Source organism: Streptomyces sp. NPDC001002 (genome assembly GCF_053599215.1).
Genome location: NZ_JBSFLV010000110.1, coordinates 1 through 13626, shown reverse-complemented (window position 1 = coordinate 13626; position 13626 = coordinate 1). Strand labels below are relative to the sequence as shown.

Genomic DNA, 13626 nt, shown 5'->3' with positions numbered 1-13626 from the left:
CGTAGTGCCCGGCTCCGACATCGCAGCGGCGAGGGCCCGTTGGCTCCCCCGGGATGCCAACGGGCCCTCGCAGTACGGTGGTTCAGAATCGGGTGCGGGTCAGGTCCGCGCCCGCTCGCTCCCTCAGACCCGTACTCGCTCGCCCTCGTCGTCCCGCGCCACCGGCGGCGCGGCGATCTCGGCGGACTCGTCGTGCGTGAGGTCGGGCAGCCGGTTCATCCACTTCGGGAAGTACCAGTTGCGCTCGCCCAGCAGCGCCATCACCGCGGGGAGCAGCACACCCCGGATGATCGTCGCGTCGATGAGCACCGCGGCCGCGAGGCCGACGCCCATCTGCTTCATGGACTGCATGGACAGCGTCCCGAAGATCGCGAACACGGCGACCATGATGACCGCGGCGCTGGTGACGACACCGGCCGTGGTGACCACACCGTGCTGGATCGCGTCCCGCGTGGTGCGTCCGCGCAGCCGTGCCTCGCGGATCCGCGAGACCACGAACACGTGGTAGTCCATCGACAGGCCGAACAGGATCACGAAGAGGAACAGCGGCAGCCAGGTGATGATCGCGCCGACTCCCTCCGCGCCCACCAGGGACGCGCCCCAGCCGTGCTGGAAGACGGCCACGAGGATGCCGTAAGCCGCGCCCACCGACAGCAGGTTGAGCACGATCGAGGTGATCGCGATCGTCAGCGACCGGAACGACAGCAGCATCAGCGCGAAGGCGAAGACCACCACGAACACGAAGACCGGGACGACGGCGCCGCCGAGCTGGTCGTTGAAGTCCTGCGAACCGGCGACCTGTCCGGTGATCGGCGCCTGGACACCGTCCACCTTGCCGAGCGTCGCGGGCCGCACCTCGTCGCGCAGCTTCGTCAGACTCGCACCCGCCTTGTCCAGATCGGAACCGCCGACCAGCGGGACGTACACGTAGGCGATGTTCTGCGCGTTGTGCAGCTTGATCTCGACCGGGCCGCGCGAGGCGCCCGAACTGATCGCCTGCTCACGGAAGTCGGCGAGCGCGGACTTCACCGCGGGTGCGTTGATGTCCTTCGCCTTGACGACCACCTCGGCCGGCTCGGAGCCGCCCGGGAAGGCGTCGTTGACGCGGTTGTACGTCTGCACGATCGGCAGCGAGTCGCCGAACTCCTGGTCCAGCGTGAGGTTCTGGGTCTTCATGCCGAGCGCGGGCGCCGCGATCGCCAGCAGCGCGCCGGCCGCGACCAGCACGGCCACCAGCGGCTTGGCGAGCACCCCGCGCAGAACGGCGGTCCAGAACCGGCTCTCCCCGCCTGTGCGGGCGGCCCGCCGTTCCATGGCCTTGCGCAGGAAGGGGATACGGCCCTTCTCGACCCGCTCGCCCAGCAGCGAGAGCACCGCGGGCAGCACCGTCACGGAGCCGACCATGGCGACCGCCACGACCATCAGCGAGGCCAGGCCCATCGCCTCGAACTCGGCGAGCCCGGTGAAGAGCATGCCCGCCATCGCCACGCACACCGTGACACCGGAGACGATGATCGCGCGGCCGCTGGTGGCGGCGGCGATCTGCAGGGCCGTGCCGGCGTCGTGACCGGCGGCGCGTTCCTCGCGCTCACGGCGCAGATAGAACAGGCAGTAGTCGACACCGACGGCCAGACCGACCAGCAGCATCACGGAGTTGGCGGTGTCGCTCATCGGCATCACATGGCTGACGACGCCCATCAGGCCCATCGTCGCGACGATCGCGGTGATCGCCAGAGCTACCGGCAGCAGCGCCGCGACCAGCGCGCCGAAGGCGATGAGCAGAATGCCGAGGGCCACCGGCACCGCGGAGAGCTCGGCCTTCTTGAAGTCGTCGCCGAAGGCGTCGTCGAAGGTCTTCTGCATGCTCGCGCCGCCGATCTCCTCGATCCGCAGCGTCTCGTGCTCCTTCTGCACCCCCTCGACGGCCTTCAGCACCGGCTCCACCCGCTCGCCCGCGGTCTCGGAGTCGCCGCGCATGTCGAACTGCACCAGCGCGCTGCGCCCGTCCTTGGAGATGGTGTCGGTGTCGTACGGCGACGTCACGTCCGTGACCTTGCCGGTCCCGTCGACCGCCTTGACGACCGCGTCGACCGCGGCCCGGAACTGGGCGTCCGTCGCCTTGATCCCGCCGCTCTTCGCCTGGACCAGGACCGACTCACTGGCCGGCTCGTCGATCCCCGCGTCCTCGATGATCTTGGCGGCGGTGTGTGTCTCCCCCTTGAGCTGGTCGCTGTCCTTGACGTCGACCCGCCCCGCGGCCGAACCGAGCCCCATCGCCAGGACGACGAACAGCACCCATATGCCGATCGCCGCCCAACGGTGCCGAGCGCTCCAGCCTCCGGCTCGGGCCGCGACGCCCCGCACCCGCGATTGTCCGTTCCCCATGACGGGCTTGCCCCCTCGTCACGGTGACGACCCCTGCCGCCACCTGTCCTTTCGAAGGTATGGGCCGGGTAAACGCATCTCATCGTGCTCGCCGGTGACCTGTTCCGGCCCGGGTCCTCCCCACGACCCACCGGTAAACCCCCGGTCGTCACCGTCTGGGAGGACGAGGGCCCCCTACATCTATCCGGGGCACGGGGGTCAGGCATCAGGGAAACGGACCGCGGAGGTGTCCGGTCCGTCGGGCAGGACCCTGTTTGTGATTACGAAACCTTATTGAACAAGTCACAGCTGGGTGGAGGTGTTGCCCCGAGCCCGCCCATCGGCCAGAGTTTCGCGCAACCCGCTCGCGCGCACCTCGCTCCGGCGGACCCTGCCGTCGTGCCCACCCCCACGGGGCACGACGGCAGTCTTATGGTGTGCGCATGACGACGACGTACGCGGCGCTGCTGCGCGGGATCAACGTGGGTGGCAGGAAGAAGCTCCCGATGGCCGAGCTGCGTCAGCTCCTGGACGGCCTAGGCCACGACGGCGTACGCACCCATCTCCAGAGCGGCCAGGCGGTCTTCACCACCGAACACGGCGACGAGGAGTCGTTGGCGGCGGAGCTGACGGAGGCGATCGAGAAGCACTTCGGCTTCCCGGTGGACGTGATCGTCCGCGACCACGCCTACCTCGCCGCGATCGCCGAGGCCTGCCCCTTCCCGGCCGCGGACCTGGAGCCCAAGCAACTCCACGTCACGTACTTCTCCACCCCCGTCGACGCGGACCGCTTCGCGGAGATCGACCGGGACACCTACCTCCCGGAGGAGTTCCGCCTCGGCGACCGCGCCCTGTACCTCTACGCCCCCGACGGCCTCGGTCGCTCCAAGCTCGCCGAGCACCTCGCCAAGCCCCGTATCAACAAGGGCCTGATCGCCACGACCCGCAACTGGAACACCGTGGCCAAGCTGGTGGAACTCACCTCACCGGCGGCCTGACCGGGATTTCACCGAGCTTTGATGGACCTTACACATTGCTGTGCGAGGCTCGTGGCATGCGCTACATCATCATCGGAGCAGGTGCCGTCGGCGGTGCGATCGGCGGACGCCTGGCGGGAGCCGGACACGGGGTCGTCCTGGTCGCGCGGGGCGCCCACCTCGCGGCCCTGCGGGACGGCGGTCTACGACTGCGGGTGCCGGACGGCGAGTTCACGTACCGCCTGCCGGCCGTCGAGGGACCTGACGAACTCGGCGAACTGCGCGCCGACGACGTACTGATCCTCGCCGTCAAGGCGCAGGACACGGTCAGCGCCCTGGCGGCCTGGGGCCCGGCACCGGTCGCGGGCGGCGGCACGGCGGCCGAACGCCTGCCGCTCTTCTGCGCCCAGAACGGCGTCGAGGGCCAGCGCATCGCGCTCCGGGTCTTCCGGCACGTGTACGGCGTCTGCGTCTGGCTGCCGGCCACCTTCCTCGAACCCGGCTCCGTCTCCGCGGGCGGCGCCCCCCTCACCGGCATCCTCCACCTCGGCCGCCACCCGCACGGCACCGACGAGACCGCCCGCCAGGTCGCCGCCGACCTGGAGAAGTCCCACTTCGAGGCCCCGGTCGTCCCGGACGTCTCCCGCTGGCAGTACGCCAAACTCCTGGGCAACCTCGGCAACGCGCTGGAAGCGGTCGCCGGCCCGGTCACCGGCGAGGAGGCGCAGGCACTCTACGAGCGGGTCCGCGCCGAGGGCGAGGCAGTCCTCGACGCGGCCGGAATCCCGTACGCGAGCCTCGAAGAACAGCGAGCCCTGCGCGGCCACAAGGTGGACCTGGTCCCCCTGGAAGGCGCCCCGCGAGGCGGCGGTTCGACCTGGCAGTCCCTCACACGCGGCACGGGCACGATCGAGGTGGACTACCTCAATGGTGAGATCGCCCTCCTCGGCCGGTTGCACGGCGTCCCGACACCGCTCAACGACCTGCTCCAGCAGTTGGCCAACACCTTCGCGCGCGAGCGCCGCGCGGCGGGATCGATGCCGATCGGGGAACTGGTCCGGCGGGCCGACGAGGCTGTCGCGTCTGTTCAAGAGTCCTGAGTGGGTCGGTAGATCGCCGATCGAAGTCCTGAGTGGGTCAGTGAATCGCCGATCAATTGGTTCAGGACACCGGTCCAATCGCCGCCTAGTGTCGACGGCATGACGAACAACGCATCCGCCGCCGCATCCACCCGCGTCGACTTCTGGTTCGACCCCGCCTGCCCCTTCGCCTGGATCACCTCCCGCTGGCTGCTGGAGGTCGAGCGTGCGCGTCCGCTCGACCTCCGCTTCCACGCCATGAGCCTGTATCTGCACAACGCCGGCAACGAACTCCCCGACTGGTACCGGGAGTTGGTCGACAAGTCCATCGGCCCCGTCCGGGTCGCCGTGGCCGCCGCCGAGCGGCACGGGGAGAAGGTCCTGCGCGATCTGTACACCGCGTTCGGCACCCGCATCCACGAGGACAAGGCCGAGGACTTCGACGCGGTGATCGCCGACTCCCTCGCCGAACTGGGTCTCCCCGCCGACCTGACCGCCGCCGCGCACGACACGGCGTACGACGACGCCGTACGACGCAGCCACGAGGCCGGCGTCGAGCCCGACTCCGGCGGCTACGTGGGCACACCCACCCTCCATGTCGACGGAACGGTGTGGTTCGGCCCCGTGCTGCGTGCGATCCCGCGAGGGCCCCGCGCGGCCGAACTCTTCGACAGCTTCCGCGTCCTGGCCGGCGAACCCGACTTCTTCGAGCTCAAGCGCACCCGCACGGGATCACTCTGCTTCGACTGATCGGATGAATCAAGTTATGGAAGGGGGCAGTCTCGTCATTTTCTGTCCCTTTCATTGACTGGGGCGCTCAAATGCTCCTACCTTTCCCGGCGTTGGGTTCAGGCTGATCCCACGGGAGGGGTATATGCCCACGCACCGAAGAGCCGCCCTCGTCACCCTTGTCACCGCTGTACTGGCCCTCGGGGTCCCGGGTCTCGCGGTCCCGGCCCAGGCCGCGGCCTCCGACCTCTACGTCTCACCGACCGGCGACGACCACGCCGACGGCAGCGCACGACACCCCGTCCGCACCCTGCAACGCGCCCGCGACCTGGTCCGTACCCGGGCCGGCCGGCTGAGGTCCGACCTCACTGTCCACCTCGCCTCCGGCACCTACCGCCAGTCGGGTCCGCTCACCCTCGACGCCCGCGACTCCGGCACGAACGGCCACCGGGTGATCTGGCAGGGCGCCGGGGACACGGAGATCAGCGGCGGCCGCCAGGTCGTCGGCTGGCGTCAAGTCCCGGGCCGCAAAGGGCTGTGGTCCGCTCCCGCACCCCAAGGACTCACCGACACACGGCAGTTGTACGTCGACGGAGTGCGCGCCCAGCGCGCCCGTGGCGCCGTACCCGTCCAACTGACGCAGACGGCGGCCGGCTACACCGCCTCCTCGGACACCATCGCCCACTGGAAGCACCCCGCGGACGCCGAGTTCGTCTACACCAGCGGCGAGGCCCTGTGGAACATCGAGCGCAACGGCCTCGGCCAGTGGACCGAGCCGCGCTGCCGGATCGCCTCGGCCGAGGGCACCACGATCACGATGGTCCAGCCCTGCTGGGACAACTCCAACAAGCGGGTCGAGTTCCCCGACATCCCCGGGCGCACGGTCGGCATGGTCGGCCCGGGGCATCTGACGAACAGCGGAAAGGCGACGTACATCGAGAACGCCTACGAACTCCTCGACCAGCCCGGCGAGTGGTACCTCGACCGGAGTGCGCGCAAGGTCTACTACCTGCCCCGCAAGGGCGAGAACCTGGCCCGCGCCGACGTCGAGGCCGCCGCGGCCGAGAAACTCGTCGACGGGCGGGGCACGGCCGACGCGCCCGTGCACGACATCGCCTTCCGCGGCATCCGGTTCAGCTACGCGACCTGGCTGACGCCCTCCCGGCCCGAGGGCTTCTCCGAGATCCAGGCCGGCTACACCGTCACCGGTGACCAGGGCTGGGCCACCCAGGGCCTGTGCCAGTACGTCGAGGGCGGCACGTGCCCGTTCGCGTCCTGGACGAAGATGCCCGGCAACGTGTCCTTCGCGTACGGGCAGCGCATCGAGTTCGCCGACGACGTCTTCGCCCACCTCGGCGCCGCCGGACTGGACCTGGGCACCGGGAGCGAGGACTCCTCGGTCCGGGGAAGCATCTTCACCGACATCTCCGGCAACGGCCTGGAGATCGGCGGAGTGGACGGCCGCACACCGGCCTCGGGCGTGCAGGTGACGAACAACCATCTCTACGGCCTGCCCCGCGAGTACCACGGCGGTGTCGCCGTCCTCAACGGCTACACCCGGCACAACACCATCGCCCACAACCAGATCGACCACGTCGGCTACTCGGCGATCTCGATGGGCTGGGGCGGCTGGCCCGACAAGATCGAGGACCCGGCCACCCCCAACGCGAGCCACGACAACACCGTGCGGGACAACCTCATCCACGACTACATGCAGATGCTCGACGACGGCGGAGGCATCTACACCCAAGGGCTGACCGGGACGTCCATGACGGACGGCGAGAAGGTCACCGGCAACGTCGTCCACGACCAGTGGGGCCTGGGCAAGAACATCTACACCGACAACGGCTGCACCTACGAGACCGTCGAGGGGAACGTCCTCTACAACGCCTCCTACGCCAACGTCGCCTCCCGCCACACGGACTACCGTGACGCCCTCGGCAACAACGACCCGACCCTCGTCAAGGACAACTGGTGGGAGGAGGGCACGGCCGACGGTGACAACAAGGGGCTGGTGACGACAGGCAACAAGACCATGACCGCCCTGTCCGACGTGCCGTCGCGGATCCTCGACAACGCCGGACTCGAACCCGCCTACCGGGGGTTGCTCGACCGCCGGATCGGAGCGGGGTCCGTCCCCGAGGCGCCGTCCCGGGTCGGGACCAGCACGGCGGGCACGGACGCGCTGTACGTCACCTTCAACCCGACCTTCGCCGACGGGGGTTCGCCGGTGCGGTCGTACACGGCACGGGTGTACGACGCCTCGGGCACGCTGGTCGCCCGACAGGGCGTGCAGGCAGCCGAGTTCAAGCGGACGGCACTGGTGCGCATCGATCAACTGCCCTCGTCCGGCGGCCCGTTCACCGTGACGGTCGCGGCGAGCAACGCGTACGGCAGCAGCGCCCCGTCCCTCGCCTCGCTGCCGCTGACACCCACGGCGGCGGTCGTCCTGCCCGGCGCACCCACAAGTCCCAGGCTGCGCACGGCGTCCACGGCGGCCACCCTCGCCTGGACCCCGCCCACCGCGATCGGGGACGCGAAGATCACCGGCTACCGGGTGACCGTCTCCGACGGCCGTGACCCGATCGACGTCACCGGCCGGGACGTCCTGGTCACCCAGCCCTCCGCCAAGGGCATGTTCCGGGTGATCGGCGGCCTGAAGCCCGCGACCTCGTACACCGTGACGGTCGCCGCGGTGACAGCGGCGGGCATCGGGCCGGCGGCCACGGTCAAGGCGACCACCAGGTCCTGAAGCCACCAGTTCCGGCAGCGTGCACCTCGTCCCGCCGTGCCCCGAGCGCGGCGGGACGGCACGACCCGGCTCACACACAGGACGGACCGGACGATACGGACCGGCCCCGCTCGATCAGGCGCCGACGGCCGCCAGCTGCGGCACCCGAGCCGCGTCGTACCGCTCCAGCAGCACCCGGGCCACCTCCGGCGCCGGACCGAGCACATCGGCGAGCACGTCCGCCTCCGCCGCGCCCCGCGCGATACGGTCCGGCAGGAAGCCGGGGGCGAGAACGTAGGGGGCGACGGCCACCCGCGCGCAGCCCGCCGCCCTGAGTTCCCGTACCGCGTCCTCGGTGCGGGGAAGCGCCGCCGACGCAAACGCAGGCCGCACGGCATGCCAACCGGTGTTCTGCCACGCCCGAGCGATGTCCCCGATCACGGCAATCGCCTCGGGATCGGTGGACCCCGCCGAGGCAAGCACAACTCCCGTCGACGACTTGTCACCCGGCGTCAACCCGGCCTCGTACAACCGCCGTTCGAGCGCCGACAGCAACAACGGCGAGGGACCCAGCACCTCCGCCTGGCGGATCCGCAACCGCGCCGGCGCGGACGCCAGCACCGCCGGGATGTCGGACTTCGCGTGGAACGCCCGCGTCAGCAGCAGCGGCAGGGCCACGACGTCACGGACCCCCTCCGCGTCCAGTGACTCCAACACCCCTTGCACGGAAGGGATGTTGAAGTCCAGGAAGCCGACCTCCACGCGCAGCCCGGGCCGCCGCGACCGTACCCGCCGTACCAGGGCGTGCACGGTCGCCGCATGCCGCGGGTCACGGCTGCCGTGGGCGATGACGAGGAGGACCGGGGAGCGCATGGCGTTGTTCAGCCCTTCACCATCAGGCCTCGGCTGCGCAGCACCCACCGCTCCAGCGGACTGAAGATCAGCAGGTCGATCGCGATGCCGACGAACAGGATGAGCAGGATCGCCTCGAAGACCATGGCCATGTCGCTTGCGGTGCGCGCGTTCTCCAGCAACTGGCCCAGGCCCACGCCGAGATCGGGGAAACTGGCGATGATCTCGGCCGCCATCAGCGAGCGCCAGGAGAACGCCCAGCCCTGCTTGAGGCCGGCCACATAGCCGGGCAGCGCGGCCGGCAGGGTGACGTGCCAGATGCCCTTGAGCCCCGTCGCGCCCATCGTGCGGCCCGCGCGCAGGAACAGCGGCGGCACCTGATCGACGCCGGAGACAAGGCCGTTGGCGATGGAGGGGACCGCGCCGAGCAGGATCACCGCGTACATCATCGAGTTGTTCAGGCCCAGCCAGATGACGGCCGGCGGCACCCAGGCCACCGACGGCAGGGACTGGAGTCCGGACAGGATCGGGCCGATGGCCGCGCGGATGAACTTCACCCGCGCCACCAGGAGGCCCAGCGGGGTGCCGATGAGGAGTGCGAAGAAGAAGCCGAGCAGACCGCGCGAGACGCTGGTCCAGATGTAGCCGAGCAGATCGCCCTTGAGCCAGGCTTCCTTGAAGGCGCTGCCCACGGCGCCGGGGGAGGGCAGCTTGGTCGGGTCGTCGACGATCGGGTAGAGGATGAACCAGGCGGCGAGGACCACGCCGAGCGCGATGATCGGCGGCAGGATCTTGCTGACGAAGGTCTGCCGGAAGGTCGGGCGGCCGGTGGCCGCGGTCTCCAGCGCGTCCAGGCCCGCCTCGACGCTGCCGTTCCCGGCGTCCCCGTTCCCGGTGTCCTGGACCGGTGTCGTCTCAGTGCTGGCCATGACGGCGGATCTCCCCACGCAGGACATCGGTGATCTCAAGGGACAGTTCGGCCACGGGCGCGTCCTCGATGCGCCGCGGCTGCGGGATGTCGACCGTCCACTCGCGCGCGATCCGGCCCGGGCGGGAGGACAGCAGGATCACCCGCTGCGCGAGCCGTACCGCCTCGCGCACGTTGTGGGTGACGAACAGGACGGAGATCCCGGTCTCCGCCCAGATCCGGGTGATCTCGTCGTGCAGCACGTCCCGGGTGATGGCGTCGAGCGCGGCGAACGGCTCGTCCATCAGCAGCAGGTTGCTCTGCTGCGCCAACGAGCGGGCCAGCGCCACGCGTTGGCGCATACCGCCGGACAGCTCGTGCACCCGCTTGCCGTACGCGCCCTTCAGGCGGACCAGTTCGAGGAGCTCCTCGGCCTTGCCGCGCCGTTCGGGCTTGGGAACTCCCCTGAGTTTCAGGGCGAGTTCGATGTTCTTGCCCGCGGTCAGCCACGGGAAGAGGGCGTGCTCCTGGAACATCAGGGCCGGGCGCCCCTCCGTCGTGATGGAGCCGCCGGTGGGCCGGTCGAGCCCCGCCACCAGGTTCAGCAGCGTGGACTTGCCGCAGCCCGAGGCGCCCAGGAGGGTGACGAACTCGCCCGGAGCGACATCGATGCTGATGTCGTCCAGCACGAGCTGCTGCCCGCCCGGCGTCGCGAAGGACTTCGAGACATGCTCAAGGCGTGCGGCGTACTCGACGGCCTCGTCGGCCTTGGCGAGGGTCGTGGTCGTGGCCATGGTCGTCACCTCCTGGGACTCGTCGGGTACGTCAGCTGGTGCCGAGGCCGGCGGCGTCGACCGGGCTCTCGCCCGCGGCCTTGAGGACCTTGTTGAGGAGCGTGAGGTCGTAGATGCCGTCGAGGTTCGGCTTCTCCAGCAGACCGGCCTTGACCGCGTGCTCCGCCTCGGAGTTGAGAGTGGAGGCCAGCGGGTCGTTGGTGATCTGGATCGACTTCCAGGCCGGGTCCAGGACGTCGGCGGGCAGCGCCTTGCCGGAGTCCGTCTCCAGCTGCTTGTTCGCCGAGGCCTTCGCCGCGTCCGGGTTGGCGTTGATCCACTTGTTGGTCTCGACGGAGGCCTTCAGCACGGCCTCGACGGCCTTGGGGTGCGCCTTGAGGAACTTCTGCGACACGATGATGTTCGTGATCACGAACTTCTTGTCGGGCCACAGCGACGCCTCGTCGAGCAGCACCTTGCCGCCCTCGGCGACCAGCTTGGACGCGGTCGGCTCCGGCACCCAGGCGCCGTCGATCGAACCGGCCTTGAAGGCGTCCGGCGTGATCTTGTTGTCGGTGCGGACGACGGTGACGTCACCCTTGCCGCTCTGCGCGTCGACCTTCCAGCCCTGATCCGCGGCCCAGTTGAGGAACGCCACGTCCTGCGTGTTGCCCAGCTGGGGGGTGGCGATCTTCTTGCCCTTGACGTCCTTCAGGGACTTGATCTTCTTCGGGTTCACGACCAGCTTCACGCCGCCCGAGGCCGAACCGCCGATGATCTTCAGGCTCTTGCCGTCGGACTTGGTGTAGCCGTTGATCGCCGGGGAGGGGCCGATCCAACCGATGTCGATGGAACCGGAGTTGAGCGCCTCGATCTCGGAGGGGCCCGCGTTGAAGATGGCGGGCGCGACCTTCGTGGCGCCGAGCTCCTTCTGGAAGAAGCCCTTCTGCACGCCCACCAGCGCGGTGGCGTGGGTGAGGTTGCCGAAGTAGCCGATCTTGACGGAGTCGAGGCCGTCGATCTTCTTGGCGCCGGCGGCGACCTTGGAGGTGTCCGCCTTGTCGGCGTCGGAGCCGTAGCCGCAGGCGGCGAGCGCCAGCAGGGGAAGCGCGGCGAGCACGGCTATGCCGGTGCGGAAGGACCCACTACGGGGTGAGCGGTTGGCAGGCACGGGAGGCGTTCCTCTCGTTGGCCCGGCGGGTCACGGTCTCTCAGGTCGTGGCCGGGAAGTTCGGCGGGGGTCTTCGTCGTGTCCGGGACGTCGGGTGGGGGGACTGGGCGCGCAAGCGGTGCGCGTACGTCAGCACACACATCGCGCCACCCCGCCCTGCCCGCTGCCGAGGGCGCCGCTGCCGACGCGGCCGCCCTCCTTGGCGAACGTGGAGTAGAAATCCTGGGAGTTCATCTCAGAAGTCCCAACTGTCGTCGTCGGACTCGTTCTTGACCGGTTCCGGGGACGCGAACGATTCGCCGACCATGCCCGCGGTGAGCGTGGTGCCGTCGTTCGGGTCGATCAGGATGAACGAGCCGGTGCGCCGGGAGTCGGCGTAGGAGTCCACCGGCAGCGGCTCCGCGGTGCGGATCTTCACGCGGCCGATGTCGTTGGCGACGAGCTGTCCCGGGTGCGGGTGCAGGGACAGGTCGTCGAGCGTGAGACGGGACGGGATGTCCTTGACGATCGCCTTGACCGTGCGGGTGCCGTGCTTGAGCAGCACCCGGTGGCCGACGGTCAGCGGCTGGTCGGCGACATGGCACACGGTCGCCTCGACGTCCTGCGTGGTCGCCGGGGCGTCCTTGCTGGGCACGATCAGGTCGCCGCGCGAGATGTCGATGTCGTCCTCCAGCAGGAGGGTCACCGACTGCGTGGTCCAGGCCGCGTCGACGGGCTCGCCGAGCAGGTCGATGGCGGCGATCCGGGAGGCACGGCCCGAGGGCAGTACGGTGACGGGCTCGCCGACGTGGAAGCTGCCGGCGGCGATCTGGCCCGCGTAGCCCCGGTAGTCGGGGTGCTCGGCGGTCTGCGGCCGGATCACGTACTGCACGGGCAGCCGGGCGTGGCAGTGGCTCAGGTCGTGGGCGACCGGGACCGTCTCCAGGTGCTCCAGGACCGTCGGGCCGCCGTACCAGTCCATGTTCGCGGACGGCTCCACCACGTTGTCACCGGCGAGCGCCGAGATCGGGATCGCGGTGACCTCCGGGACGCCCAACTCGTGGGCGTACGCCGTGAATTCCTCGGCGATGGCCGCGAAGACGGACTCCTTGTACTCGACGAGGTCCATCTTGTTGACGGCGAGGACCGCGTGCGGGACGCGCAGCAGGGCCGCGATCGCCGCGTGCCGGCGGGTCTGCTCGACGACGCCGTTGCGGGCGTCGACCAGGATCACCGTCAATTCGGCCGTGGAGGCACCCGTCACCATGTTGCGGGTGTACTGCACGTGGCCGGGGGTGTCGGCGAGGATGAACCGCCGCCTGGGCGTGGCGAAGTACCGGTAGGCGACGTCGATGGTGATGCCCTGCTCGCGCTCGGCGCGCAGCCCGTCCGTCAGCAGCGCGAGGTCCGGGCCCTCGGCGCCGCGGCTCGCGGAGGCACGCTCCACGGCCTCCAGCTGATCGGTGAGGATCGACTTGGAGTCGTGCAACAGGCGCCCGACGAGCGTGGACTTGCCGTCGTCGACCGAACCGGCCGTCGCGAACCGCAGCAGGGTCGTCTCGGTGAGTCCCGTGAACTCCGTGGTGGTGCTCATGCTTAGAAGTACCCCTCGCGCTTGCGGTCTTCCATCGCGGCCTCGGACATCTTGTCGTCGGCCCGGGTCGCGCCGCGCTCGGTCAGCCGGGAGGCGGTGATCTCGGCGATGACGGTGTCCAGCGTGGTCGCCTCGGAGTCGACGGCGCCCGTGCAGGACATGTCACCGACGGTCCGGTAGCGCACGAGCCGCTTCTCGACGGTCTCGCCGGACTTGGGGCCGCCCCACTCGCCCGCGGTCAGCCACATGCCGGCCCGCTGGAACACCTCGCGCTCGTGCGCGAAGTAGATCTGCGGCAGCTCGATGCCCTCGCGGGCGATGTACTGCCAGACGTCCAGCTCGGTCCAGTTGGACAGCGGGAACACCCGGACGTGTTCGCCGGGCGCGTGACGGCCGTTGTACAGATTCCACAACTCCGGCCGCTGCCGCCGCGGATCCCACTGCGAGAACTCGTCCCGCAACGAGAACAC

Annotated in this window: 11 protein-coding genes; 4 read left to right on the top strand and 7 right to left on the bottom strand. The window is 69.8% G+C overall.

The genetic code is table 11. The features are described from left to right. Positions 1–123: 123 nt before the first annotated feature. Positions 124–2385: an MMPL family transporter gene (locus ACWDR3_RS35260; protein ID WP_450356644.1), complete on the bottom strand. Its 2262-nt coding sequence runs from the start codon at positions 2383–2385 to the stop codon at positions 124–126. Between the two features lie 422 nt (positions 2386–2807). Between ACWDR3_RS35260 and ACWDR3_RS35255 the strand changes: the two genes are divergently transcribed. The 4 genes from ACWDR3_RS35255 (at position 2808) to ACWDR3_RS35240 (ending at position 7901) form a co-directional block, all read left to right on the top strand. Next, a complete protein-coding gene (locus ACWDR3_RS35255; RefSeq protein ID WP_450356643.1) occupies positions 2808–3362 on the top strand; it encodes a DUF1697 domain-containing protein in 555 nt (184 codons plus the stop codon). Positions 3363–3418: 56 nt separating this feature from the next. Then, complete coding sequence (locus tag ACWDR3_RS35250; protein WP_450356642.1) at positions 3419–4441, top strand: ketopantoate reductase family protein; 1023 nt, start codon at positions 3419–3421, stop codon at positions 4439–4441. A 99-nt stretch (positions 4442–4540) separates the two neighbouring features. After that, the gene (locus tag ACWDR3_RS35245; protein WP_450356641.1) at positions 4541–5170 is read left to right on the top strand and encodes a mycothiol-dependent nitroreductase Rv2466c family protein; all 630 of its coding nucleotides are present in this window, start codon (positions 4541–4543) and stop codon (positions 5168–5170) included. Between the two features lie 124 nt (positions 5171–5294). Beyond that, positions 5295–7901 carry a fibronectin type III domain-containing protein gene (locus ACWDR3_RS35240; protein ID WP_450356640.1) on the top strand — a complete coding sequence of 869 codons (2607 nt, stop codon included), beginning with the start codon at positions 5295–5297 and terminating at the stop codon, positions 7899–7901. A gap of 114 nt (positions 7902–8015) precedes the next feature. Here the strand turns inward: ACWDR3_RS35240 and ACWDR3_RS35235 are convergent, their stop codons facing one another. The 6 genes from ACWDR3_RS35235 to cysD all read right to left on the bottom strand — a co-directional run. Then, entirely contained in the window at positions 8016–8753 is a 738-nt protein-coding gene (locus tag ACWDR3_RS35235) for a sirohydrochlorin chelatase (RefSeq protein ID WP_450356639.1), read from the bottom strand. A gap of 8 nt (positions 8754–8761) precedes the next feature. Beyond that, the gene (locus ACWDR3_RS35230; RefSeq protein ID WP_450356638.1) at positions 8762–9661 is read right to left on the bottom strand and encodes an ABC transporter permease; all 900 of its coding nucleotides are present in this window, start codon (positions 9659–9661) and stop codon (positions 8762–8764) included. Next, positions 9648–10433, bottom strand: coding sequence for an ABC transporter ATP-binding protein (locus ACWDR3_RS35225; RefSeq protein WP_450356637.1), 786 nt, complete (start codon positions 10431–10433; stop codon positions 9648–9650). The genes ACWDR3_RS35230 and ACWDR3_RS35225 overlap by 14 nt, the downstream gene beginning before the upstream one ends. Before the next feature lie 31 nt (positions 10434–10464). Beyond that, positions 10465–11583, bottom strand: coding sequence for an aliphatic sulfonate ABC transporter substrate-binding protein (locus tag ACWDR3_RS35220; RefSeq protein WP_450356636.1), 1119 nt, complete (start codon positions 11581–11583; stop codon positions 10465–10467). Positions 11584–11818: 235 nt separating this feature from the next. Beyond that, a complete protein-coding gene (locus ACWDR3_RS35215) occupies positions 11819–13156 on the bottom strand; it encodes a sulfate adenylyltransferase subunit 1 (RefSeq protein WP_450356635.1) in 1338 nt (445 codons plus the stop codon). Positions 13157–13158: 2 nt separating this feature from the next. Then, the coding region (gene cysD, locus ACWDR3_RS35210; RefSeq protein WP_450356634.1) for a sulfate adenylyltransferase subunit CysD at positions 13159–13626 on the bottom strand (468 nt) is incomplete at its 5' end.